Raw genomic sequence first — 23,940 nt, 5'->3', positions numbered from 1 at the left:
TCGCCAGCAAGCCGGCTCCTACAGGGCCTCATCCGCGATCATCATTACCAGAATCGCAAGGCCGCTTGACTCGCAAAATGGCGCCAAAACCCAATGTTTATGGCAAACTTCGCGCCTATAAACGCCGGCCCCGCGGTTTTGAGCCTCTCACGGTTCGGGCGGATCGGAATAAAGCGATGCCAGGTGTGCTTCCCGTGACGGAAACAGACCCTTTGTGTGTTGGTACGTCGGTGCCAACGCTTTCTGCCTGAACAGATTAGAGAAACGACCATGCATAACGTCGTCATCAGCGGCACCGGCCTGTACACCCCGGCCAACAGCATCTCCAATGAAGAGCTGGTGCAGTCTTTCAACGCTTACGTCGCGCAATTCAACGCCGATAACGCCGACGCCATCGCCCGTGGCGAAGTCGAAGCGTTGACCGAATCCAGCGCTGCGTTTATCGAAAAAGCTTCCGGTATCAAAAGCCGCTTTGTCATGGACAAGGACGGCATTCTCGACCCGCAACGCATGGCGCCGCGTCTGCCTGAGCGTTCCAACGACGAATGGTCGGTGCTTTGCCAAATGGCCATCGGCGCGGCCGAACAGGCCTTGCAGCGTGCCGGCAAGACCGCCGCCGACATCGACGGCGTCATTGTGGCGTGCTCCAACCTGCAACGCGCCTACCCGGCCATCGCCATTGAGGTCCAGGAAGCGCTGGGCATCCAGGGCTTCGGTTTCGACATGAACGTGGCCTGCTCCTCGGCGACCTTCGGCATCCAGGCCGCCACCAACAGTGTGCAACTGGGTCAGGCCCGGGCGATCCTGATGGTCAACCCGGAAGTCTGCACCGGTCACCTGAACTTCCGCGACCGTGACAGCCACTTTATCTTTGGCGACGCGGCGACGGCAGTGATCATCGAGCGTGCCGACCTGGCGACGTCCAAGCATCAGTTCGATGTGGTCAGCACCAAACTGCTGACCAAGTTCTCCAACAACATCCGCAACAACTTTGGCTTTCTCAACCGCGCGGCGGAAGAGGGCATCGGTGCCAAGGACAAACTGTTCGTGCAGGAAGGCCGCAAGGTGTTCCGCGACGTCTGCCCGATGGTCGCCGAGCTGATCGCTACGCACCTGGAAGAGAACAAGCTCAACGTCGGTGACGTGAAGCGCTTCTGGTTGCACCAGGCCAACCTCAGCATGAACCACCTGATCGTCAAGAAACTGCTGGGCCGCGAAGCCACCGAAGAAGAAGCCCCGGTGATTCTCGACACCTACGCCAACACCAGCTCCGCCGGGTCGGTGATTTCGTTTCACAAACATCAGGACGATCTGGCCGCCGGTTCCCTGGCCGTGCTCAGCTCGTTCGGCGCGGGTTACTCGATTGGTAGCGTGATTTTGCGCAAGCGTTGAGATTAACGGCTGTCGTTCTTTCTTCTGATTTGCGGTGGCTTTTCCTACAGCCGAAACAGTCGGGACGCTGTAACTTTCGGAAATGACAGCAGGACGTTGCCGACGGCGATGCCCTGCTGACTCATTTTTCGAAGTCAGGACAAGGGGTTTGTGAATGGCGGCTGACGACGCGCAACTGCTGCAACGATTGCTGGCAGGCGAACAACAAGCCTTCAAAGAGTTGGTCAGCACTTACCAGAGCCCGATGCGTGCTGTGGCTTATGCGATCGTCGGCAGCCGGCATGCTGATGAGGTGGTGCAGGACGCGTGGCTGTCTGTCGTGCGTAATCTGAGCAAGTTCGAGGCGCGTTCGAGCCTCAAGACCTGGTTGCTGACCATCACCGCCAATGCGGCGAAGGGCCGTTACAAGCAGAACCGTCGCGAGGTGCTGCTTGATGACCTTCCATCGCCCCATGGCACCATCGATGATGATCGTTTTTCGTCCGCTGATGGCCACTGGCTGGTGGCACCGTTCGCCTGGCATCAGGACACCCCGGAGGCGTTGCTCACCGAAAGCGAATTGCGCGAATGCCTCGAACACACGTTGCTCAACCTGTCGGAACTGCAAAGCAGCGTCTTGCTGTTGCGCGAGCGTCAGGGCCTGGAACTGGAAGAGATCTGTAATCTTCTGGAAATCTCGCTCTCCAATGTTCGCGTGCTGCTGCATCGGGCACGCTTGAAGGTCTTTGCGACCGTGGAGCATTTTGAGGAAACCGGCGAATGCTGACCTGTAAGGAGCAAGTGGCACGTTCCAGTGATTATCTCGATGGCCAGTTGAGCTTTCGGGAGAAGTTGCTGGTGCGGCATCATTTGATGTTCTGCCCCAATTGCCGGCGGTTCATTCGTCAGATGCGTTTGATGCAGGCGACGCTGCGTGCGATGCCGGAAGAAGCGGTGCCGGATGTGGACAAGATCGCCGAGCGTCTGGCCGCTGAACGTCTCAAGGATGTTCCCTGACCGGTAAAAGCCGGGAAGAGAAGCAGACTGGCGTGGATGAATCGAACGGATGATGGGGATCGATTCACCCACGCCAGGCTGAAAGCGCCTCGGGCATTCCATGGCCCGAGGCGTGTTGCGCGGTGTTTAGAACTTGGCTTCGGCATCCAGTTGCAGGGTGTTGATGTCCGAGTCCTTGAGCGTGGCGTTGGTGTAGTCCGAGTTAGCCATGAAGTACGTCGCGCCGAGGTTGAAGTTCTTGTCCAGCTCGTAGCTCACTTTCAACTTGCTGCCGCGCGAACCGGTGAAACCGTTGGCGAAGTCGGAGTCGGTGAAGGCACCGACCACGGCGTTACGCTGTACGTCGCGATAGTTGTAGTCCACGGCGAAGCCATAAATCTTGGTCTTGATACCGGCTAGCCAAGCAGAGTCCTGATCGTTGCTGGCATCTTTGTTGTTGACGTACTGACCGTACAGCGAGAGCGGCAGTGGCAGGCCGCCGATGTCGAGCTGACCGAAGCCTTCGTACAGTTTGAACTGTTCGTTCGGGCTGTTGCCGTTGATGGCCAGTTGGCCTGGGATGACGCCGGCAACCGGGGTGATGTCGTCGTCGTTGTCGTAGCCGTAGACGCTGCCACCCAAGGTGAATTTCAGGTTGTCGGTGATAGCGAAGCGCGCACCCAACTGGCCAGCGTACAGACGCAAGTCGTGTTTGAACTGCACACCGTCGCCGTCGACGTTGTCCTTGAGGGTGTAGTGACCGGCGCTACCGAACAGCTCGGTGCTGGCGCCCAGTGGGTATTTGTAAGACAGGGACAGACCTTCCGGGCTGATGTCGCTATCCCAGATGACGTCGCCCATGCTCACCCATTGCTGTGGCATCTTGCCGCCCACGACGTGCAGGTTTTTGGCGAAGTCGGGGTGGTAGTCGACGTAACCCTGGTCCAGCCAGATCTGCTTCTTGTCGAAGTAGTTATCCAGGCTTTGGTTGGTGGAACGAGGGTCATCGTTGTTGCCGGTGGCGATACGGATACCGGTGTCCACTTGCGGGTTGATTTCGGTGTAGGCACCCAGGCGGGCACGGATGCGCTGGCGATCCTGGTCTTTGTTGTTCGAAACGCCATCGTTGTGGACGGTTTCCTGACGGAAACGCACGTCGCCCTTGAATTGGGTCTTGGCGGCCCAGGCCAGTTTCTGGTCGAAGGTGCTCAGTTCATTGGTTTTCTTCGCGGTGGCCGCGATCTGCTCGTTGGTCTCTTGCTGAGCCTGACGGGCGATTTGCTGGTCTTTCTGATCCCTGGCCAGCTCGGCTTGCAGTTCGCTGTATTGCGCGTTGGTAATCGAGCCGTTTGCCTTAAGCATGTCGAGCAGTTTGGCGTCGACTGCGGCACTGGCCGGAACACTCATGGCCAGCAGCAGACCGCCACACAGGGCCGCCGCAGTTTTCGTGGAAGCAAGACGCATATCAATCTCCGAAGATGTAAGGGGATGACTGAGCCATCCGGGACACAACCGACCGTTGATGGACGGAAACAGTGGCCGGGTAGAACCCGACGCTCTAAAAACTGGCGCCAGTATCGCGATGGTTTATTACAGAGCAGTGGCAAAGTGATGGCGTCTCGATGACGATCCAGAGTCGGTCTGAACTTTTGATCCAGAGCCCTGTCGGCGCTTTGACGGATGTTTAATGGCGGGCGATAGGCGATACTCGCCGGGCTGTTACGCGAAGAAGTAGAGAGGGTGTCAATGCCGCTGCAACGTCTGGAAAGCCTGTCCGATATTGGTCCGCGCACGTGGGATGCTCTGGTGCCGGATAATCAGCCGTTTCTGCGCCATGCCTTTCTCAGTGCACTGGAAGACAGCGGCAGCCTCGGCCCCCATTCCGGCTGGCAGCCCGAGCATCTGTTGCACCTCGAAGAAGGGCGTCTGATCGCCGCGTTGCCCAGTTACCGCAAGTGGCACTCCTACGGCGAGTACGTGTTTGATCACGCCTGGGCTGATGCCTGCGAGCGTGCCGGCATCGACTATTACCCCAAGCTGTTGACCGCCGTGCCGTTCAGCCCGGTCAGCGGGCCGCGGTTGCTGGCACGTAATGTCGAGGACGGTTTTGAACTACTGAAGAGCCTGCCGGGCTACCTTGAGATCGAAGAACTCTCCAGCGCCCACATCAACTTCACAGACCCTTTCACCGACGCAGCATTGGCCGAACAACCCGGCTGGTTGCAGCGGATCGGCTGTCAGTACCACTGGCAGAATCGTGGCTATCGGGACTTTCAGGACTTCCTCGACGTCCTCAGTTCGCGCAAACGCAAACAGATGCGCAAAGAGCGCGAGCAAGTGGCGGGGCAGGGTATTGAGTTCGAATGGCTGGAAGGTCGGCAGCTGGATCAGGCGCAGTGGGATTTCGTCTATGCCTGCTACGCCAATACCTACGCGGTGCGTCGGCAAAGGCCCTATCTGACGCGAGAATTTTTCAGCCTGCTGGCGGAGCGCATGCCCGAAGCCATTCGCGTGGTGCTGGCCAAGCAAGGTTCACGACCCGTGGCCATGGCCTTCAGCCTGGTGGGCGGCGACAGTTTTTACGGCCGCTATTGGGGCTGCCTGGCGGAGTTCGACCGCCTGCATTTCGAGACCTGTTTCTACCAGGGCATGGACTACGCGATTGCCCATGGCTTCCAGCGTTTTGACGCCGGTGCCCAGGGCGAACACAAGCTGATTCGCGGGTTCGAACCGGTGATCACCCATTCCTGGCATTACCTGCGTCACCCCGGCCTGAAAGCCGCGGTCAAAGACTTCCTGCACCAGGAGCGTCTGGGGGTGTTGGCGTATGCCGAGGAAGCGAGGACCGCGTTGCCTTATCGGCAAGCATGATCCTCGCCGGTGGCCTCAAGTGCCTTCCTTGCCGAGCCAGCGATAGGTCACGCCACCGATCACCGCGCCCAGCAGCGGTGCCACCCAGAACATCCACAATTGCGCGATGGCCCAGCCGCCGACCATCAACGCCGGACCGGTGCTGCGGGCCGGGTTGACCGAGGTGTTGGTGACGGGAATCGAGATCAAGTGAATCAGCGTCAAGGCCAGCCCGATGGCAATCGGTGCAAGCCCGGCGGGCGCACGTTTGTCGGTGGCGCCGAGGATGATCAGTACGAACATCGCGGTCATCACCAGTTCACAGACAAAGCCTGCGGCCATTGAGTACTTGCCCGGGGAATGTTCGCCGTAGCCGTTGGAAGCCAGGCCGGCGGAGAGATCGAAGCCTTCCTTGCCGCTGGCGATGTAGTAGATCAGCGCGGCGGCGATAATGGCGCCAATCACCTGGGCGATGATGTACGCGGGCAACTCCCGCGCCGGAAACCGACCGCCGACGCACAGGCCGACGGAGACGGCTGGGTTGAGGTGACAACCGGAGATATGGCCAATGGCGAATGCCATGGTCAACACGGTGAGACCGAACGCGATGGCCACACCCAGCACCCCGATTCCGAGGGGCGAAGACGCAGCGAGCACCGCGCTGCCGCAACCGCCCAAGACCAGCCAGAACGTACCTAACAACTCAGTGACTGAACGTTTGAACAGCGACATGAGAGCGTCCTTGATAGGCGACCTATCGAGACTGTATCGCGTGATGCATCCTGCAGGTTTACGACAGGTTCATTTCCAGAACCTTGGCTGAGTACAGCAGGGTTTCTGCGGATTTCCAGCGGCCATGAAAAAACCGCCAGGGCCTGTGGGTAGCAGGCTGTGGCGGTTTATCAGGGTGTAGATAGTCCCTGTGGGAGCGAGCAAGCTCGCTCCCACAGGGTTGGTGGTGAGTTCAATCAATCGATACCGACAAACCCGCCCGTCTGGTGCTGCCACAGCCGCGCATACAATCCACCCTGCGCCAGCAGCTCGGCGTGGGTGCCGGTTTCGGCGATCTTGCCTTTTTCCAGCACCACCAACCGGTCCATCCTGGCGATGGTCGAGAGCCGGTGGGCGATGGCGATTACGGTTTTGCCCTGCATCAGGGTTTCCAGACTTTCCTGGATCGCCGCTTCGACTTCCGAATCCAGTGCCGAGGTCGCCTCGTCCATGATCAGGATTGGTGCGTCCTTGAGCAGCACGCGAGCAATCGCAATCCGCTGACGCTGGCCGCCGGAAAGTTTCACCCCGCGCTCACCCACATGCGCATCGAAACCGGTACGGCCTTCGGCGTCCGACAGCAACGGAATGAACTCATCGGCGCGCGCCTTGTGCACCGCTTCCCACAGCTCGGCGTCGGTGGCATCGGGTCTGCCGTAAAGCAGGTTGTCGCGGATCGAACGGTGCAGCAACGAGGTGTCCTGAGTGATCATGCCGATGCGCTCGCGCAGGCTTTCCTGACCGACTTCGGCGATGTTCTGCCCATCGATGAGGATTCGCCCGCCCTGCACGTCATAGAGGCGCAGCAGCAGGTTGACCAGGGTCGATTTGCCGGCGCCGGACGGTCCGATCAAGCCGATTTTCTCACCGGGTTTGATCGTCAGGTTGAGGTCGCCAATGATCCCGCTCTTCTTGCCGTAGTGGAAATCCACGTGTTCGAAGCGCACTTCGCCACGGGGCACGGTCAGCGGTTTGGCCTGATCGCGGTCGGTGATGCTGACCGGTTGGGCGATGGTCCGCAAACCGTCCTGGACCATGCCGATGTTTTCGAAGATGCCAGTGACCACCCACATGATCCAGCCGGACATGTTGACGATGCGAATGACCAGGCCTGTCGCCAGGGCAATCGCGCCCACCGAGATCAGCGACTGCGTCCACAGCCACAGGGCCAGGCCGGTGGTGGTGACGATCAGCAGGCCGTTCATGCTGGTGATGGCCACGTCCATGCTGGTGACCACGCGCCCGGCCAGTTGGGCTTTTTCGGTTTGCTCCTTGATGGCTTCCTTGGCGTATTGCTGTTCATGGTTGGTGTGGGCAAACAGCTTCAAGGTGGTGATGTTGGTGTAGCCGTCGACGATCCGCCCCATGAGTTTGGAGCGCGCATCGGAGGATTGCACCGAGCGGTCCTTTACCCTTGGCACGAAGTAATAAAGCGCGCCGATGAACCCGGCGATCCAGGTCGTCAGCGGGATCATCAGGCGCCAGTCGGCTTCGGCAAACAGCACCAGCGCGCTGATGGCGTAGATCAGCACATGCCACAGGGCGTCCACCGCTTGCACGGCGGAATCGCGCAGGGCGTTGCCGGTCTGCATGATGCGCTGGGCGATGCGCCCGGCGAAGTCGTTCTGGAAGAAATTCAGGCTCTGTTTGAGCACGTAGCGGTGGTTCTGCCAGAGAATCAGGCTGGTCATGCCGGGGTTCAACGTCTGGTGTACCAGCAGGTCGTGCAGACCGAAGAAAATCGGTCGCAGCACCAGGGTCACCACCACCATCCAGGTCAGCTCAAGTGCGTGTTCCTGGAAGAAGTCCGGGTTCGGCGTGCCTTGGGCCAGGTCGATGATGCGGCTCAGGTAGTTGAACAGCGCGACTTCAATCAAGGAGGCGAACAGGCCGACAATCAGCAGGGCGGCGAAACTCGGCCAGACCTGCTTCAAATAATAGGTATAGAAGGGGAGAACCCGATCTGGCGGAGCCGCCGTCGGAGCGTCGCGGAATATGTCGATCAGTTTCTCGAAACGGCGATAAAGCATCAGTTCTCCGCCCGCGCACGGGCTCTCCTTTAAACGGTATGAGCGGCGCCGGATAGCGGCCGCCGCTCAAGCACTCCTGTGCAGATTAGTCGATGACTTTGGCTGACTTGATGAACACAGGGTCGGCCGGCACGTCTTTCATGCCGCTTTTGGTGGTGGTCTGGGAGTTGACGATGACATCGACCACATCCATGCCTTTGACGACTTTACCGAACACGGCATAACCATCACCGCTGTCGAGGAAATCGTTGTCCTTGACGTTGATGAAGAACTGGCTGGTGGCCGAATCCGGGTTCGAGGTGCGGGCCATGGACAGCGTGCCACGCACGTTATGCAGACCGTTTTTGGACTCGTTCTTGATCGGTGCCTTGGTGTCTTTTTGCGTCATCTCTTTGGTGAAACCACCGCCCTGGACCATGAAGCCAGGAATTACCCGGTGGAAAATCGTGTTGTTGTAGAAGCCGCTGTTGACGTACTCAAGGAAGTTCTTGGTACTGATCGGTGCCTTGACCGGGTCCAGTTCGATTTCGATCTGGCCGTTGGTGGTTTCCAGCAATACGTGCGGCGCCTTGGCGGCGGGCGTTGCGGCCATCAGGTTGGCGGCAAACAGAACGGAGCCGGCGACGAGGGCGATTTTTTTCAGCATGGGTCAGTGATCCTGAGTGAGGGGGTGTCAACTGCGGTGAGAAACTCGAGCAGGGTTTGGTTGAAGCGTTCGGGTTGATCCAGCGGGGTGGCGTGGCGCGAATCGGCGATCACCACCAGCCGCGCATCGGGCAGCAGTTTTACGTAGGTTTCCTTTAGCGAGACCGGCGTGTAATCGCGGTCGGCGCTGACGATCAGGGTTGGACAGGCGACTTTGGAAAGTCGTTCCTGAACACCCCAGCCAACAATGGCATCGAAGCTGGCGAGATAAGCATGTTTGTCGTTTTTTGCCCAGCGCTCAGCCATTTTCTGGCGCAAATCAGCTTGTTCGGGTTTGGGGAACAGCTTGGCGCCCAAGGCCTTGCCGATGGTGCCCAGACTGAGGACACGCATCAGGCTCCAACGCTTGAACCACTGCCAGTAATCGTCGCGGCTGCGCAGTTTGACCTCCGGCGCGCTGTTGACGATGCACAGGCTTTTGAGCATGTGCGGCTGATCCACGGCCAGTTGAAAACCGATCATGCCGCCCATGGACAAGCCCACGTAATGGGTGGGGCCGAGGTTCAGGTGTTCCATCAGGGCGACCAGGTCGGCGCTGAACCCGGCAATGCTGTAACGCTCGCGGGGTTTATCGGAGCGACCGTGACCGCGCACATCCGGCACGATTACCCGGTATCGGGTCGACAGCGCCGGGATCTGCTTTTCCCAGTCCAGGGTGCTGGAACCCAGCCCGTGGACCAGCAGCAACGGCGTGCCGTGGCCATATTCCTCATAGTGCAGGTTGCAACCTTCATGTTCGAAATAGGCCATGTAGATACTCCGTGTCAGGCTTGTTCAGGGGCGGCGAACGGCGCATCCAGCGGCGCGGTGTCGAAGGTACGCAGCAGTTCGATCAGGATCTGCGTCGCCGGGCCCAAGGGTTTGTCCTTGTTCGAATACAGATAAAAACTCGGGTTGCGGCTGCCGCCCTGGTCCAACGGTAGCAGCTTGAGCGTGCCTTCCTTGAGTTCGCGTTCGATCATGTGCCGGGGCAGCCAGGCGAAACCCAGGCCACTGCTGACAAAAGTCGCCGCGGTGGCCAGGCTGCCGACGGTCCAGCGCTGTTCGGCACCGAGCCAGCCGACGTCTCGTGGTTGCTGGCGACCGGAGTCGCGGATGACCACTTGCAGCTGGCTTTCAAGGTCCTGGAAATTCAGTTCGCGGTTGAGGCGATGCAAGGCATGTTCGGGGTGGGCGACCGCGACAAACTCGACGTCGCTCAATTCCGCACCCAGATAGCCCGGAATGCTGAAACCACTGATGGCCAGGTCGGCCACGCCTTCGAGTAACACCTCCTCGACGCCCGACAACACTTCTTCGCGCAGGCGCACCCTGCAACCACGGCTCTGCGGCATGAACGCGGTCAACGCGCGGACGAGGCGGGCGCTCGGGTAAGCCGCATCGACCACCAGCCGCACTTCCGCTTCCCAGCCTTGCTCCATGTGATGGGCCAGGTCTTCCAGCTGGCTGGCCTGTTTCACCAGTTGCCGCGAGCGACGCAACAACACGCCGCCGGCTTCGGTCAGCACCGCTTTGCGGCCGTCGATGCGCAACAGCGGCACGCCGAGTTGGTCCTGCATACGCGCCACGGTGTAGCTCACGGACGATTGCGAGCGGTGCAGCGCTTCGGCGGCCTGGGCGAAACCGCCGTGGTCGACCACGGCTTGCAAGGTTCGCCATTGATCAAGGGTCACGCGGGGCGCTTTCATGAATAGCTCCTCTTGTCCTAAGCTGGCAGTCCTTATTGGAGACTGCTGAATGAAAAAATTCTGTTGTTTGGTGCTGGCGCTGCTGCCGCTGACTGCGTTTGCTTATCCGATCGATGTGGAGAAAAACCTCAACGGCATGAAGATCGACTACAACGCCTACGACACGGATAACGACATCGCGTCCATTCAAGTCAACAACTACGGCGACACCGATGCGATCTGCAAGGTGGTTTTCAACAATGGCCCGGAAGCGCCGCGCACCCGCTCTATCGAAGTGGCCGCCGGCAAACACAAAAATGCCACCGCCAAGTTCACCCGCTCCATTATCAAGATGCGAATCAACCTGACCTGCACCCCCAAATGACGTTCAACCCTGTGGGAGCGAGCCTGCTCGCGATGGTGGCGTAACATTCACTCTCTATGTTGCCTGACACACCGCCATCGCGAGCAGGCTCACTCCCACAAGGGATGCTCAGCTTATAAACGAATTTATTGATGGGTTATAGCAGTTATTTGCGCTTTTTCATCGATATGACTCTGTTTAACCTTCACTCCATCGCCTTACAGCATTCTCAGATGGAGCCTACATCCCATGTCACGCGTTCTGATCATCGAAAGCAGCGCCCGTCAGCAAGACTCGGTTTCCCGTCAGTTGACCCAAACGTTCATCAGCCAGTGGAAAGCCGCTCACCCGAACGACCAGATCACCGTGCGTGACCTCGCCGTCAACCCGGTGCCGCACCTGGACATCAATCTGCTGGGCGGCTGGATGAAACCCGCCGAACAGCGCAGCGACATCGAACAGGTCTCCCTGGAACGCTCCAACCAGTTGACCGACGAACTGCTGGCCGCTGACGTGTTGGTCATGGCCGCGCCGATGTACAACTTCGCTATCCCCAGCACCCTCAAAGCCTGGCTCGACCATGTGCTGCGTGCCGGCGTAACCTTCAAGTACACCGACACCGGCCCGCAAGGTTTGCTCAGCGGCAAGCGCGCCTATGTACTGACCGCTCGCGGCGGGATCTACGCCGGTAGCACCGCCGATCACCAGGAACCGTACCTGCGCCAGGTGATGGGTTTCATCGGGATTCACGACGTGACCTTCATTCACGCCGAAGGCATGAACCTGGGCGGTGACTTTCAGGAGAAAGGCCTGAACCAGGCCAACGCCAAGCTTTCCCAAGTGGCTTGAGGCTTTAATCGCCAGATAATCCCTTGATGTTCAAGTGGCCTGGCGCAACCCCTTCAAGGCTTTACGCGCATCGAACCTCCCTTTGCACTTGTTGCTCCTGAGTGCTGTTGCCCGATTGAACGCTTTAGCGAGATCGGGCTTTTTTTTGCCTGGGATTTGGCGGGCATACCCCTAACCCTGTGGGAGCGGGCTTGCCCGCGATAGCGGTGCATCAGGCAGCATTGAAGTCGAATGACACACCGCAATCGCGGGCAAGCCCGCTCCCTCAGGGGATGTGTGTTGGCTGACGGTTCGCGATAACGGGAAAAACCCGTTATCGTCGCCGCCATTCGAAACGAGGCGAGCATGGGCTATCTACTTTTTGTCACGCTGATCCAGGCGTTTTCCTTCAGTCTGATCGGCGAGTACCTGGCCGGTCATGTCGACAGTTACTTTGCGGTGCTGGTGCGGGTGTTGTTGGCCGGGCTGGTGTTTATCCCGTTGACGCGCTGGCGCTCAGTCGAGCCGGCGTTCATGCGCGGCATGCTGTTGATCGGCGCGTTGCAGTTCGGCGTGACCTACGTCTGCCTGTACCTGAGCTTCCGGGTGCTGACGGTGCCGGAAGTGCTGCTGTTCACCATCCTCACACCGCTGCACGTGACCCTGATCGAAGATGCCTTGAACCGGCGCTTCAATCCGTGGGCGCTGGTGGCCGCACTGGTGGCGGTGCTCGGCGCGGCGGTGATTCGTTACGACAGGATCAACCCGGATTTCTTCATGGGCTTCCTGCTGCTGCAACTGGCCAACTTCACCTACGCCGCCGGGCAGGTCCTTTATAAGCACCTGGTGGCGCGTCATCCGAGCGATCTCCCGCACTACCGACGCTTCGGCTACTTCTACCTGGGCGCGCTGGCGGTGGCATTGCCGGCATTCCTGATGTTCGGCAAACAGAATTTCCTGCCTGAGGCGCCGCTGCAATGGGGCGTGCTGGGGTTCCTCGGCCTGGTCTCGACCGCGCTGGGTTTGTACTGGTGGAACAAGGGCGCCTGCCTGGTGAATGGCGGGACGCTGGCGGTGATGAACAACCTGCATGTGCCGGTGGGGTTGCTGATCAATCTGCTGATCTGGAATCAGCATGAAGAGTTGGGGCGGTTGTTCTTGGGCGGGTCGGTGATTTTGATGGCGGTGTGGATAAGTCGGCTGGGTATACGTAAACCGGCAATCGCACACTGAACCCTGTGGGAGCGGGCTTGCCCGCGATGGCGGTGTGTCAGGCGATATCGATATTGACTGACACGACCTCATCGCGGGCAAGCCCGTTCCCACAGGTTAGAGGTGGATTACATGATGTGTTTTTCGGGTTCGGGAATGTGGTTCGCGCCTAACATGGCCGGGAGCAACCCCGCCCGCAAATCCCCGCCACTCGGCTGCTGATACAGGCTCAGCCCGAACTCCGGCAGCACCGCCAGCAGGTAATCGAAAATATCCCCCTGAATCCGCTCGTAATCCGCCCACGCCGTGGTGCGGGTGAAGCAGTAGATTTCCAGCGGAATACCCTGCGCGGTGGTTTGCATCTGGCGGACCATGCAGGTCATGTTCGGCTGGACCTCCGGGTGACTCTTCAGATACGCCAGCGCATAGGCCCGGAACGTCCCGATGTTGGTCATCCGCCGACGGTTGGCCGACATCGCCGCGACGTTGCCCTGCGCCTCGTTCCAGGCCTTGAGCTCGGCCTGTTTGCGGCTGATGTAGTCGGTGAGCAGATGCACCTGGCTCAGCTTCAGCTCTTCGTCATCACGGATAAATCGCACGCCGCTGGCATCGATGAACAGGCTGCGCTTGATCCGTCGTCCGCCAGACTGCTGCATGCCGCGCCAGTTCTTGAACGACTCGGACATCAGGCGCCAGGTCGGGATCGAGACGATGGTCTTGTCGAAATTCTGCACCTTCACCGTGTGCAGCGTGATGTCGACCACGTCACCGTCGGCACCGACTTGCGGCATCTCGATCCAGTCACCGACCCGCAGCATGTCGTTGCTGGTCAGTTGCACGCTGGCAACGAACGACAGCAGCGTGTCCTTGTAGACCAACAGAATCACCGCCGACATGGCGCCCAGGCCGGACAGCAGCAACAGGGGCGAACGGTCGATCAGCGTGGCGACGATGATGATCGCGCCAAACACGTACAGGACCATTTTCGTCAGTTGCACGTAGCCTTTGATCGAGCGGGTGCGCGCATGTTCGGTGCGCGCGTAGATGTCCAGCAAGGCGCTGAGCAGGGCGCTGACCGCCAGCATCAGGAACAGGATGGTGAACGCCAGCGCGACGTTTCCGAGGAATATCAGGCTGGTCTTGCTCAGTTCCGGCACCAGATGCAGGCCGAACTGGATCACCAGTGACGGCGTCATTTGTGCCAGGCGATGGAAGACCTTGTTATGCCGAAAGTCGTTGACCCAGTGCAGGGCCGGTTGCCGGCCGAGTATTTTGGTCGCGTGAATAATGAGGTAGCGCGCCACTCGTCCGAGGACTAGCGCCACCACCAGCAACAGGATCAGCGCCAGGCTGGAATGCAGGAGCGGGTGCTGATCGAGGGCACCCCAGAGGTCTTGGATGTTGAGCCAGAGCTGTTTGATATCCATGGGTAAAAACGGTTCTTCTGTAGGACGCGACGGGGCGATTAGAGCATCTAAGACGCTTTGCATGACGTTTTGAGACAAATCAGGCAACAAAAAAGCCACTGTTTACCGCCGTTTGCATAAAGAAACTCGGCCTCGGCGCTCGAAACCGTTACCCTATGCAGCTGTTTTTTTGTATTTCTTCGAGGTAGCACCCGTGTTTTCCCAATTCGCCCTGCACGAACGCCTGCTCAAAGCCGTGGCCGAGCTTAAATTTGTCGAGCCAACGCCTGTGCAAGCAGCGGCTATTCCGCTGGCGCTCCAAGGGCGTGACCTGCGGGTGACAGCGCAAACCGGTAGCGGCAAGACCGCTGCATTTGTTTTGCCAATCCTCAACCGTCTGATCGGCCCGGCGAAAGTCCGCGTCAGTATCAAGACCCTGATCCTGCTGCCGACCCGCGAGCTGGCCCAGCAGACCATCAAGGAAGTCGAGCGTTTCGCTCAGTTCACGTTCATCAAGTCCGGTTTGATCACCGGCGGTGAAGACTTCAAGGTCCAGGCCGCCATGCTGCGCAAGGTGCCGGACATCCTGATCGGTACGCCGGGCCGGATGATCGAGCAGCTGAACGCCGGCAACCTCGACCTGAAAGAAGTTGAAGTGCTGGTGCTCGACGAAGCCGACCGCATGCTCGACATGGGTTTCGCCGAAGACGTGCAGCGTCTGGTGGAAGAATGCACCAACCGTCAGCAGACCATGCTGTTCTCGGCCACCACCGGCGGTTCGGGCTTGCGCGAGATGGTCGCCAAGGTCCTGAACAACCCGGAACACTTACAACTGAACAACGTCAGCGATCTGAACGCGACCACCCGTCAGCAGATCATCACCGCCGACCACAACCAGCACAAAGAACAGATCGTGAACTGGCTGTTGGCCAACGAGACCTATCAGAAGGCTATCGTGTTCACCAACACCCGGGCCATGGCCGACCGTATCTACGGCCGCCTGGTGGCACAGGAATACAAAGCGTTCGTGCTGCACGGTGACAAAGACCAGAAAGATCGCAAGCTGGCCATCGACCGCCTGAAGCAGGGCGGCGTGAAAATTCTCGTTGCCACCGACGTTGCCGCTCGCGGTCTCGACGTGGAAGGCCTGGACCTGGTGATCAACTTCGACATGCCGCGCAGCGGCGACGAATACGTTCACCGTATCGGTCGCACCGGCCGCGCCGGCAACGATGGCCTGGCCATCTCGCTGATCTGCCACGGCGACTGGAACCTGATGTCGAGCGTCGAGCGCTACCTTAAGCAGAGCTTCGAGCGCCGCACCATCAAGGAAGTCAAAGGCACCTACGGCGGACCGAAAAAGGTCAAGGCCTCGGGCAAAGCTGTTGGCGTGAAGAAGAAAAAAGTCGACGCCAAAGGCGACAAGAAGAAAACCGGCGCCAAGGCACCGACCAAACGCAAGATCGCCAACCGCCCGAAGACCGACGCTTTGTCGCTGGTCAGCAAGGACGGCATGGCACCGCTCAAGCGCCGCAAGCCGGAAGCGCCGGCTGCTGAATAAAGCGCCGTAGCGATCCAATAAAAACCCGGACAATGTCCGGGTTTTTTTACGTCCAGCGTTTGTCAGCTCCCCAACAGCCCACTGGTGTCCGCATCAAAGTGTTGCTTGGCCTGATCCGCCACCGGTTTGAGCAAAGCGAGCAGCGCAGCCTCGCTGTACAACTGAGTGACCGCCAATTCCCTGGGCGTCGGCTCAATCGGGATCAGCACATCGCTATCGTCGGCATGCAGCCAGATCGCCACCAAGTGCAGCGCCGAAACAAACAGCACCCGCAGCTCAACGGTTTTACCCTGCAGTTGCGGCGATTGTTCCGCCAGTTTCAACGCACCGACGGTCGCGGCCGCCATGGCCCCGTGGTTCAGCGAGGCGAACTCGACATGACCGCGGACGTCGGCCAATTGCGCATCGGCAATCGTCACACCATCGGAAAACACCAGGTAATGCCAATCGCCGACCTTGGCGTCTTTCAGGCCTTTGCCCTGGCTCACGTCCTCCAGGCTCAGCGAGTAACCACGGTAGGCTTCGCTGAGGCTGATCTTGCTGGCCGTGGCGTTGGCAAACTGGCGATTGATGCCGAAGCCTTGGGATTGCAGGGCGGCTTGCAGCGCCGGACGCAAGGTCTGTACGCCGTTGGAAGGCGCCTTTGGATAAGTCAGTTGCATGATGTCGCCCTCCTAGTTTTTTACGGTGAAGTAAGTGTTGGTCCAGTTGCCGCCGCCGTTGTAAGAGCCGGGGAACGCGTTCAACGCTCGGGTCGAGTAGCCGTAGATCGAATCTGCGACCAGCACGTAGTTGCCGTTGGTGCCATAGATCGTCAGGAAGTGCGCGCCGCCACCGTACCAGGCACAACGCAAACCGATCGGTCGGCCCATGTTGATCTGGTTCTGAATGGCCGACATCTGCAGCGAACCCTGATTCATGCCGTTGAAACTGCGGGTGATCCTCAGGGCTGTATCCAGATAGCCATACACGTTGCACGGCCCCGGTTGATTACAGCAGTTGCGGTCCAGCGCAGTGGTGGCCACGCCGCATTGGGTCCAGGACCCGGTGCCGTAATAGTTTCCGACCGAGGCGGAAACGGCTGCCCAACACCAGTTGGTCTGGGTTTGTGGCTGCATCGTGAAGTTGAGGCTGGCAGCGGCCAGTGCATTGAGGGGGGCAGCCGATTCGACATCGGACAGTTGCGGGTTGAGCAGATGACCGGTCAGGCACCTTGGCAGGGTTTCGCCGGTGAATGACGTGGCTTCAGTGGTTAACATTTTCAATCCTCCATGAGTGAAAACTAGCGTCCAGCTAGTGGGTCTGTAGCGGTGTGGCTGAGCGATCGGCGTGTGCGGTTTGCCATGGTTGATGGCCGGCTCCGATCCGGGCTCGAGGTAACCTTAGGCATGAATATGCGTTTGTGCAAATAATTAAATGCGCTAGTGCAAATTCCAGATCGAAAGAACGGCGCCTGTGACAGCGCCGGAGGAACCGTCGTTGTTTGCGTAGGAGCGATCCGAAGGCCCTGGTTTCAGCTCTCAGCCTTTTTATCCGCCGTCTGCAGCTCTTTCAACCGCTGATCAATCAGCTGGCACTTGTCGGGCAAATCCGCGCTGGCGGTACCCAGATCCATCTTTTGCAGCTCGGCGTTGATCTCTTTGGCCTTCTTCGGATTCTGTTCCGTGAGCCTGGTCACTTCCTTGGCCAGTTGTTCGCGCTTGGCGGTGGCTTCTTCGGGGGTGCAGGCCCAAGCGGGGAGGGCGCTGGCGAGGGTGATGGTGAGGGTGAGTTTCAGCAGGGTTTTCATATCAGGCCTCGAATTCCGTATTGGGCGGTTAAACGGTTGAGGCTGCGGCCTGCTGAAAGTTCACCTGTCTGTAGGGCGCGTCGCTCTTCGGAAATAACCCGTCAGATGTTCAACACCAACGGAGTGATCAACAGCACCGACCTTCTCACCGGTAATGTCGGTCGACTGAACAACAACAGCGGCGAAGTCAGCAGCCTGAGCACCAGCGTGCCTTCGCTGCTGACCAGGCCTTGCTGGTTGTTTTTGATGCCGTCGAAGGTCAACGCCAGGTTGTTCTGGCTGACGATCTTGCCGCCCGAGTTGTCGAGCCCGACGCCACTGAGCGTAACCGCGCCTTTGCTGACAATCTGGCCGGCGGTCTGGTTGATGATCTGACCGACCTTGAGCGCCAGGGCGGTGTTGGACAGCACTTTGCCGCTGTCGCTGTTGTTCAGGGTCGCGCCGTTGATGTACACGTCGGTCTGACTGGACAGCGACCGGCGACGTTATCCAGTGTGATTACGCTCAGGGTCATGTCGGCCACCCAAGAGTACGAGTTGCTCAATAACCCGAGTGCCAGAAGCCCGGACACCCGCTATAAACTGGATAATGGCGACAGCTTCAAGACCAACAGCAAGGGCCAGTCGAAGAGCTGACCTTTACCCCGACCAATACCAAGGTCCCTCGAGACTCGAGACAGACCGCGGCTGGTAAGGAAGGGCGGGACACAGGCGTTGGCGGGCATGCTCAGGCGTGTAGCCAAGGCGGGACCTGTGATGCCTATAATCTGTTCCCGCAGGATCAGAATTTTAATAACTCAGCGTATAAGGTTTTCTACGAACACAAAATCAGGGCGGCTTTGAATGATCCAGCTCAAACGGTGGGGCCGACGACGATAAGGTTTAACCGGAAAGAACCAGGTATGGCGCGGCCAGATACCCTGGAATTGACCTATACAATAAATGGCGAGACAAAAACGTTGTCCTTTAAAAATGGAGCACATGAAGTGCGGGAGATTGTATTGTGATTACTGAAGATCTAGAGTTGGTGAAGAAGATTTTTGCCTTGATAGAATCAGGGATTGTTCACGACTATGACTCTTTCAGCTATGAGGTTGAGGTTGGCGAAGGCTATCTGGAATGGCAGCTAAAAGTTGAGATTAACGGCGTTTCCGTAACAAACGCCGAAACTAACTTCAATGGTGCAATACTGCACTCGCTGGTGGATGAACTGAACGCGAACGCAGTTAAGCGTGGTGAAAAATGGGTTTCGTTTGTAATGTCTTACACCCATGGTGGAGAAGTAAAAACCAATTTTAAATATTGAGTTTTCGAACAGAAAATCTGTATACCCCAGGATCGGACATGTTTCCAAAATTAATATTAATGGTGCTAGCCCTGTCGCTATCCGCTTGCGGACCTTCTCGTTCAGCATGGATTGACAGCGCGAACAGCCTGGTCGGGCAGCCCATGCCCAACATCGAGAGCGGCCCCTGCGATGTTCGCTGTCGGGTCATGTTGTGGTCCCCGAACAATCACGAACACCGCTATGAGCGAGTGGTCGAGGGCGACGGTAATCGCTACTACTTCAACTGGCTATTCGACTGCAGTTACTCGGTGTACACCACGGCCGATGGCGTGATCCGGTCGTGGCGGTTCGAGACCCATCGGCCTGAAAGTTGTTATGTGTTTTAACGCGCACTATCCAGCATGGCAGCAACTGGGCGACGCCTTGTCTTCGTATTTGTCGTGATGCTGTACCCATTCCATGATTTCCTCCTCGTTGCGCCCCTTGGGCGTCAGGTCGAGGTAGTTGTAGGCGCCGACCAGCAGGTCGAGGCCTCGGGCATAAGTGGAATAGGTGTGAAAGATTTCTCCCGCTTCATTGCGATAAAACACGCTGAGGCCGGGAAGTTCTTCCTCGGCACCGTCAGTTTTTTCGTAGTTGTAGGTGGCCTTACCGGCAGCGACGTCTTCGGCTCGGGCGGTGACGCCAAAGTCGTAGTTGAAATCGCAGCCTTCTGACGACACCCAGTCGAATTTCCAGCCCATGCGCCGTTTAAATGCCTGGAATTCGGCAAACGGTGCGTGGGAAACCGCCACCACGGCGACGTCATGGTGAGTCAGGTGCTGGTTGGCGCCGTCGATGTGGTCGGACAGGAACGAGCAGCCGGGGCATCCCTCATCCCATCCAGCGGCGAACATAAAGTGGTAGATGACCAATTGGCTGCGGCCGCCGAACAGGTCGGCGAGTTTGAGTTCGCCGTGGGGGCCTTGGAAGTGGTAGTCCTTGTCGATTTTCACCCAGGGCAGGGCGCGGCGTTCGGCGCTGAGTTTGTCCCGTTCCTTGGTGAAGGCTTTTTCGTGGGCCAGGTGTTGTTTGCGGGCGGCGAGCCATTCTTCACGGGACACGACGGGATGGTTCTGAACGTTCATCAGGTTTCTCCTTCGCAATGCTGGGAGGTGTCTTACAGAGCCTAGTCGTTTGACCTGCGTCCAAATCGACATGCCGTCGGTCGTTAGCCGCAAAAAACTCGGCTGAACGGCTGCGTGTGGTGTCGGTCACAACTTAAGAAGGCCCTCTCTCTCACAGGCTTTGGAGGTTGAATCAGGATGACAACTTACAACTGGGATTTGATTGAACGCTTGCTGCACGAAGTGCAGAAAGGTGAAAACAGCTTCACGCCGCGCCCGTATGCCGAGCAGTACGCTGCGGAGAAAGCGTCGGAAGGCGAAGCGACTGAAAACCTCGATCACCTCAAAGCGGTGGCCGGCGAGTACGAAAAGTTACTGCTGCAGCGTGGTTACATCGAGCCTCGGCCAGAAGAGCAGGGCGGCACCGGCTCCAATTACATTTTGACGCCGCGGGGCTCGAGTTTGTTGAGCCTGATCGACAGCAGCATTCCGGGTAATGATCATCCGCGGCAGGTATTGGATGAGCAGGAAGATGCGCTGGATGAGCTGACGTTTGATGAGGTGGCGTCGAAGGCTCAGATCGCCTGAAGACCACCGGTTACCAATGTGGGAGCGGGCTTGCTCGCGAAGGCGCAGTGTCAGGCAATTATGATGTTGACTGACACTGCGCCTTCGCGAGCAAGCCCGCTCCCACAGTTTGATTTGTGTTGTGTTTAGCCCTGTTTCGCGGCTTTCAGGCATTTCAGATCGTTGAAGTCCTTGCGCACCCCTTCAATCTTTTTCAACAGCCGCTGACGCTGAGCCGGCGTGCTCTCGGCCATCAGATCCACAAACAATCCCCGTGCTTGCGCTTCAGTGTTGGCGTAAGCCTGACGGTACGCCGGCGTCCATAAACTCTCGCGATTCACGAGAAGCGTCTCGATTCGTTGTGGGAATTCCGGACTCTGGCGCTGCGCAACGGCCGCACTGAATTGCTTCTGCCAATGCGCTCGGTTGGCGATCCATTGCGTGTTTTGGTCACCCAAGGCGTTCGACCATGTCACCACCCGTTGTTGCTGGGTCGGGCTGAGCGGGCCAAGCCAGTCATTCAGGCGTTTTTGCATGCGCTCGCTACGTTCCTTGATCTGCTGGTCGAGCGTTGGTTTGACGTATTCGTCTTGACGCTTGCGTTGGTCCTTGGCGAAGGCGTCGTTCATTTCCGCGACTTGCTTGTCGTCCAGCCCCTGTAACAATTCGATGGCCGAAGGGGTGATTTCCCGAGCGGTCTGGGCGATGGCAGCCTTGGCTTCTTGAGTGCGGGATTGCAGTGCGGCGTCGGTGACCTGATTGGTCTCGACCATGGTTTGCAAGCGGTCCAGCCAGTCGAGATAGCCCGGCAGTTGCGTGGTGCAGTGCCAGCTCAAGTGTTCCTTGAGGCGCTCGTTGAACCAGCCTTTCTGTTCGCCGTTCATGTCCAGATAGTCGCTGAGCGTCCACGGAATGATCACGTCGAGGTTGCGGTAGGCCAGGCCCACGCGGCTACAGGCGCCAAGGGCGAGGCTGAGAGTGATGATGACGGCGAGATATTTTAACCAGCGCGACATGAGCGAATCCTTGCGAAAGCCTGGCTTCGTGAGGGGGATTCTTATGTGAACGCAGAATGGGCCCGGCAGTTCAGCCGATCAATAGAAGGCGCGTTCGGCCTTGAGGGTGACCAACCCGTCGCACTGGCTGTTGTGCCCGGAGTAGGCGGAACAGTCGCTACCGCTGAGGCTTGAGTCGCTGTAGATCAAGTTCAGGTCGACACCCATGAACGGCCGGGAAAGTTGCACGGACCAATCGGTGAAACTGCCGATATAGCCGCCGTCGACGGACGCTGGCGTGTTGAGTTGGTGGGTGGTGTATTTCATGCTGATCCCGATGCCGAACGGCTGATTGCCGCCCAGGTCGGCGAAGACGGTGCTGTTCTGTTTGTCCGGGTCGTTGCTGAACGCGGCGCCGAAACGGCTGCCGAGAAAGGTCAGGCCACCGAACAGCTCCTGGCTGTCGAGGGTGTCCACTTTTGGATAGCTGTAGCGGATCATGCCGACTTCGTAGCCGAGGGTATTATCGAAAGGCTGTTTAAAGCCCATGTAGGAGTCGACTTCAAGGTTGGCTCCCGGCGTTAAACCCATGCTCGGTGCCCATTGCCCCACGTAAAAGCCACTGTCATGGCTCAGGTCCAGGCCACCGTGAAACGAGCCGGTGCTGGAAGGCTTGACCAGCCCCTGGGCCATGCTGCGGCTGGGGGTGGTGCCGAGTTTGAGATCGAAATCGCCCAATTCACGCTGGAAGACTTGCGCGTTGGCGACCGAACACGACAGCAGGGTGCCGAGCAATAGATAGGAGGGTTTGAGCATGCGTCACTCCATGACCGCGAGGAGCAGGAACAAAAACCTACTGAAACGCTTGATCTAGACGTGTGCAAGCATACCGGCGAATGCACGGCATTGAAGGCCGTTCGTCGATTTTTGAAATATTGATGTGTTTGGCGGGGTGTTGCGGGGAGGTTCCAGTCCAAGCGCTTCGAAGCTCAAAGCGCTTACGGACCAGGTGACGCGGCGGATCTTTGGGGGAAGTGTTACTTCTTGCCCAAAGTGATCTGCTTGGACGGGCCGAACGTCTGGCCGCTCACGCCTTTGGCAATTTGCTGGATCTCGCCACCGGACTTGAGGAACGCAGCAATCTGGTTGTTGATCGATTCGCTGGTTTCAACGGCTGGAGCTGGCTTTGCTTTGCTGTTGGATGCTTTTACACGCATGGCGGCCATTAACCTGTAGAAAATTAACTTGGCCAGGCATCGTACAGGAAATACTTGACAATTGCTTGGCTAATATCCCCCCAAAATACACATCGCAGGGGCGTCATTAATCACAAGCTATTATTCGAAATACGTCCCTAAGCCGCTGTTTTAAATAAGAACGACGGTAGAAAAACACAGGTTTCAGATCCGTTGGCGAGGGTGGCGATCACCCGTTCGGCCTGACGAGCGGCCAAAAGCCCGAGGCAGAACCCAGGAAAATGAAGGCCTGCAGAAGAATTTCTGCTGTCACCGGGCTGGCTACGGGAACGCCGCCCGCAAAACCGGGTAGAATGCCGCCCACGCAATGAGGGTATTGGAAATGGCTTTAGTCGGGCGCTACAACAGTTTGCAAGTGGTTAAACACACTAACTTCGGTTTATATCTTGACGGTGGCGCGGACGGCGAAATCCTCCTGCCTAATCGTTATATTCCCAAAGATATTCCCAGCGAAGATGAAGATTGGCTCAACGTTTTTGTTTATCTGGACAGCGATGACAAACTCATCGCAACTACCGAAAAGCCGAAAGTTCAGGTCGGTGACTTCGCCAGTTTGAAAGTCGTTGAAGTCAACAGCATCGGTGTTTTCCTGGATTGGGGCCTGCCGAAGGACCTGTTGCTGCCGTACTCCGAAGAAAAACGTCAGATGACCGCCGGCGAATATGTCGTGGTGCACGTCTACCTCGACAAGCACACCCGCCGCATCACCGCGACAGCGCGCCTGGACCGCTACCTCGACAAGACCCCGGGCAACTACGCCCCGGGCCAGGAAGTTGATTTGCTGGTGGCCGAAGCGACCGACATGGGTTTCAAGGCGATCATCAACAACAAGCACTGGGGCTTGATCCACAAGAACGAAATCTTCAAGTTCATGCGCGCCGGCAAGGAAGAGAAGGGCTTTATCAAAGAAGTCCGTGCCGACGGCAAGATCAGCCTGAGCCTGCAACCGGTAGGCGAAGAAGCCGCCACCAGCCTCAACTCGAAGATCCTCGCCAAGTTGCGTGAAAACAACGGCACCCTGCCGGTCAGCGACAAGAGCGACCCGACAGTGATCACCAGCCTGTTTGGTGTCAGCAAAGGCAATTTCAAGAAGGCCATCGGTGCGCTGTACAAGAACGGCCAGATCGTCATTCATGCCGATCGCATTGAACTAAGCTGACCTCGCTCCGGCCCCATGTA

General features: G+C 58.3%; 27 protein-coding genes and 1 pseudogene. 13 read left to right on the top strand and 15 right to left on the bottom strand.

All coding sequences use genetic code 11. The annotated features are described in order from the left end of the window. Nucleotides 1–270: 270 nt before the first annotated feature. The 3 genes from K0F88_RS11640 to K0F88_RS11630 all read left to right on the top strand — a co-directional run bounded on the left by K0F88_RS11640 (nt 271) and on the right by K0F88_RS11630 (nt 2,388). Entirely contained in the window at nt 271–1,392 is a 1,122-nt protein-coding gene (locus K0F88_RS11640) for a beta-ketoacyl-ACP synthase III (RefSeq protein ID WP_219095162.1), read from the top strand. Between the two features lie 154 nt (nt 1,393–1,546). Further along, nucleotides 1,547–2,158 carry an RNA polymerase sigma factor gene (locus K0F88_RS11635; protein ID WP_219095161.1) on the top strand — a complete coding sequence of 204 codons (612 nt, stop codon included), beginning with the start codon at nt 1,547–1,549 and terminating at the stop codon, nt 2,156–2,158. After that, the gene (locus K0F88_RS11630; protein ID WP_094468599.1) at nt 2,152–2,388 is read left to right on the top strand and encodes an anti-sigma factor; all 237 of its coding nucleotides are present in this window, start codon (nt 2,152–2,154) and stop codon (nt 2,386–2,388) included. The genes K0F88_RS11635 and K0F88_RS11630 overlap by 7 nt, the downstream gene beginning before the upstream one ends. A 126-nt stretch (nt 2,389–2,514) precedes the next feature. Here K0F88_RS11630 and K0F88_RS11625 read toward each other — a convergent pair whose 3' ends face one another. Further along, nucleotides 2,515–3,831: a putative porin gene (locus tag K0F88_RS11625; RefSeq protein WP_219095160.1), complete on the bottom strand. Its 1,317-nt coding sequence runs from the start codon at nt 3,829–3,831 to the stop codon at nt 2,515–2,517. Between the two features lie 282 nt (nt 3,832–4,113). On the opposite strand from K0F88_RS11625, the gene K0F88_RS11620 reads away from it, so the two are divergent. Then, on the top strand, nt 4,114–5,238 hold the full coding sequence (locus K0F88_RS11620; protein ID WP_219095159.1) for a GNAT family N-acetyltransferase: 1,125 nt from the start codon (nt 4,114–4,116) through the stop codon (nt 5,236–5,238). 15 nt (nt 5,239–5,253) lie between these two features. Here the strand turns inward: K0F88_RS11620 and aqpZ are convergent, their stop codons facing one another. The 5 genes and pseudogenes from aqpZ to K0F88_RS11595 all read right to left on the bottom strand — a co-directional run bounded on the left by aqpZ (nt 5,254) and on the right by K0F88_RS11595 (nt 10,411). After that, the gene (gene aqpZ / locus K0F88_RS11615) at nt 5,254–5,949 is read right to left on the bottom strand and encodes an aquaporin Z (protein ID WP_010462058.1); all 696 of its coding nucleotides are present in this window, start codon (nt 5,947–5,949) and stop codon (nt 5,254–5,256) included. Between the two features lie 236 nt (nt 5,950–6,185). Continuing rightward, nucleotides 6,186–8,018 (bottom strand): ABC transporter ATP-binding protein, encoded by a 1,833-nt coding sequence (locus K0F88_RS11610; protein WP_219095158.1) that lies wholly within the window; start codon nt 8,016–8,018, stop codon nt 6,186–6,188. A gap of 85 nt (nt 8,019–8,103) precedes the next feature. Next, a complete protein-coding gene (locus K0F88_RS11605) occupies nt 8,104–8,664 on the bottom strand; it encodes a peptidylprolyl isomerase (protein WP_219095157.1) in 561 nt (186 codons plus the stop codon). Between the two features lie 3 nt (nt 8,665–8,667). Next, nucleotides 8,668–9,473, bottom strand: a pseudogene (locus K0F88_RS11600) (alpha/beta fold hydrolase). Nucleotides 9,474–9,487: 14 nt separating this feature from the next. Further along, nucleotides 9,488–10,411, bottom strand: a complete 924-nt coding sequence (locus K0F88_RS11595; protein ID WP_010462050.1) for a LysR family transcriptional regulator — start codon at nt 10,409–10,411, stop codon at nt 9,488–9,490. A gap of 49 nt (nt 10,412–10,460) precedes the next feature. Here K0F88_RS11595 and K0F88_RS11590 point away from each other — a divergent pair, with 49 nt between their 5' ends. The 3 genes from K0F88_RS11590 to K0F88_RS11580 all read left to right on the top strand — a co-directional run bounded on the left by K0F88_RS11590 (nt 10,461) and on the right by K0F88_RS11580 (nt 12,815). Next, complete coding sequence (locus tag K0F88_RS11590) at nt 10,461–10,775, top strand: 3-phosphoglycerate kinase (protein WP_219095155.1); 315 nt, start codon at nt 10,461–10,463, stop codon at nt 10,773–10,775. 228 nt (nt 10,776–11,003) lie between these two features. Beyond that, a complete protein-coding gene (locus K0F88_RS11585; RefSeq protein ID WP_219095154.1) occupies nt 11,004–11,603 on the top strand; it encodes an FMN-dependent NADH-azoreductase in 600 nt (199 codons plus the stop codon). Between the two features lie 345 nt (nt 11,604–11,948). After that, a complete protein-coding gene (locus K0F88_RS11580; RefSeq protein WP_219095153.1) occupies nt 11,949–12,815 on the top strand; it encodes a carboxylate/amino acid/amine transporter in 867 nt (288 codons plus the stop codon). Between the two features lie 107 nt (nt 12,816–12,922). On the opposite strand, the gene K0F88_RS11575 is transcribed toward K0F88_RS11580, so the two are convergent. Further along, nucleotides 12,923–14,221, bottom strand: coding sequence for a mechanosensitive ion channel family protein (locus tag K0F88_RS11575; protein WP_219095152.1), 1,299 nt, complete (start codon nt 14,219–14,221; stop codon nt 12,923–12,925). A gap of 193 nt (nt 14,222–14,414) precedes the next feature. Between K0F88_RS11575 and K0F88_RS11570 the strand changes: the two genes are divergently transcribed. Then, on the top strand, nt 14,415–15,761 hold the full coding sequence (locus tag K0F88_RS11570; RefSeq protein ID WP_008153197.1) for a DEAD/DEAH box helicase: 1,347 nt from the start codon (nt 14,415–14,417) through the stop codon (nt 15,759–15,761). Nucleotides 15,762–15,823: 62 nt separating this feature from the next. Here K0F88_RS11570 and K0F88_RS11565 read toward each other — a convergent pair whose 3' ends face one another. The 4 genes from K0F88_RS11565 to K0F88_RS11550 form a co-directional block, all read right to left on the bottom strand. After that, nucleotides 15,824–16,423 (bottom strand): hypothetical protein, encoded by a 600-nt coding sequence (locus K0F88_RS11565; protein ID WP_219095151.1) that lies wholly within the window; start codon nt 16,421–16,423, stop codon nt 15,824–15,826. A gap of 12 nt (nt 16,424–16,435) precedes the next feature. Further along, nucleotides 16,436–17,020, bottom strand: a complete 585-nt coding sequence (locus tag K0F88_RS11560) for a papain-like cysteine protease family protein (RefSeq protein WP_219095150.1) — start codon at nt 17,018–17,020, stop codon at nt 16,436–16,438. 254 nt (nt 17,021–17,274) lie between these two features. After that, on the bottom strand, nt 17,275–17,550 hold the full coding sequence (locus K0F88_RS11555; RefSeq protein WP_094468585.1) for a hypothetical protein: 276 nt from the start codon (nt 17,548–17,550) through the stop codon (nt 17,275–17,277). Between the two features lie 101 nt (nt 17,551–17,651). Beyond that, nucleotides 17,652–18,023 carry a hypothetical protein gene (locus tag K0F88_RS11550; protein WP_257605248.1) on the bottom strand — a complete coding sequence of 124 codons (372 nt, stop codon included), beginning with the start codon at nt 18,021–18,023 and terminating at the stop codon, nt 17,652–17,654. Between the two features lie 39 nt (nt 18,024–18,062). Between K0F88_RS11550 and K0F88_RS32345 the strand changes: the two genes are divergently transcribed. From K0F88_RS32345 to K0F88_RS11540, 3 genes are all read left to right on the top strand, one after another. After that, nucleotides 18,063–18,185 (top strand): hypothetical protein, encoded by a 123-nt coding sequence (locus K0F88_RS32345; RefSeq protein WP_257605244.1) that lies wholly within the window; start codon nt 18,063–18,065, stop codon nt 18,183–18,185. 367 nt (nt 18,186–18,552) lie between these two features. After that, complete coding sequence (locus K0F88_RS11545; RefSeq protein WP_219095148.1) at nt 18,553–18,855, top strand: hypothetical protein; 303 nt, start codon at nt 18,553–18,555, stop codon at nt 18,853–18,855. 143 nt (nt 18,856–18,998) lie between these two features. Continuing rightward, a complete protein-coding gene (locus K0F88_RS11540) occupies nt 18,999–19,223 on the top strand; it encodes a hypothetical protein (RefSeq protein ID WP_094468584.1) in 225 nt (74 codons plus the stop codon). Nucleotides 19,224–19,229: 6 nt separating this feature from the next. Here the strand turns inward: K0F88_RS11540 and K0F88_RS11535 are convergent, their stop codons facing one another. Then, the gene (locus tag K0F88_RS11535) at nt 19,230–19,964 is read right to left on the bottom strand and encodes a thioredoxin family protein (RefSeq protein ID WP_094468583.1); all 735 of its coding nucleotides are present in this window, start codon (nt 19,962–19,964) and stop codon (nt 19,230–19,232) included. A 177-nt stretch (nt 19,965–20,141) separates the two neighbouring features. On the opposite strand from K0F88_RS11535, the gene K0F88_RS11530 reads away from it, so the two are divergent. After that, nucleotides 20,142–20,531, top strand: coding sequence for a transcriptional regulator (locus tag K0F88_RS11530; protein WP_094468582.1), 390 nt, complete (start codon nt 20,142–20,144; stop codon nt 20,529–20,531). 125 nt (nt 20,532–20,656) lie between these two features. Here K0F88_RS11530 and K0F88_RS11525 read toward each other — a convergent pair whose 3' ends face one another. From K0F88_RS11525 to K0F88_RS11515, 3 genes are all read right to left on the bottom strand, one after another. Continuing rightward, nucleotides 20,657–21,526: a DUF6279 family lipoprotein gene (locus tag K0F88_RS11525; protein ID WP_219095147.1), complete on the bottom strand. Its 870-nt coding sequence runs from the start codon at nt 21,524–21,526 to the stop codon at nt 20,657–20,659. Nucleotides 21,527–21,604: 78 nt separating this feature from the next. Continuing rightward, nucleotides 21,605–22,321: a TorF family putative porin gene (locus K0F88_RS11520; protein WP_094468580.1), complete on the bottom strand. Its 717-nt coding sequence runs from the start codon at nt 22,319–22,321 to the stop codon at nt 21,605–21,607. A gap of 221 nt (nt 22,322–22,542) precedes the next feature. After that, nucleotides 22,543–22,731, bottom strand: coding sequence for a hypothetical protein (locus tag K0F88_RS11515; RefSeq protein WP_017337097.1), 189 nt, complete (start codon nt 22,729–22,731; stop codon nt 22,543–22,545). Between the two features lie 352 nt (nt 22,732–23,083). On the opposite strand from K0F88_RS11515, the gene K0F88_RS11510 reads away from it, so the two are divergent. Beyond that, on the top strand, nt 23,084–23,920 hold the full coding sequence (locus K0F88_RS11510; protein ID WP_219095146.1) for a S1 RNA-binding domain-containing protein: 837 nt from the start codon (nt 23,084–23,086) through the stop codon (nt 23,918–23,920). Nucleotides 23,921–23,940: the final 20 nt, after the last annotated feature.

The organism is Pseudomonas sp. UMAB-40 (genome assembly GCF_900095275.1).
GTDB classification, from domain to species: domain Bacteria; phylum Pseudomonadota; class Gammaproteobacteria; order Pseudomonadales; family Pseudomonadaceae; genus Aquipseudomonas; species Aquipseudomonas mandelii_B.
Note: the sequence above shows the minus strand (reverse complement) of the source record. Positions and strands in the feature narration are given on the sequence as shown.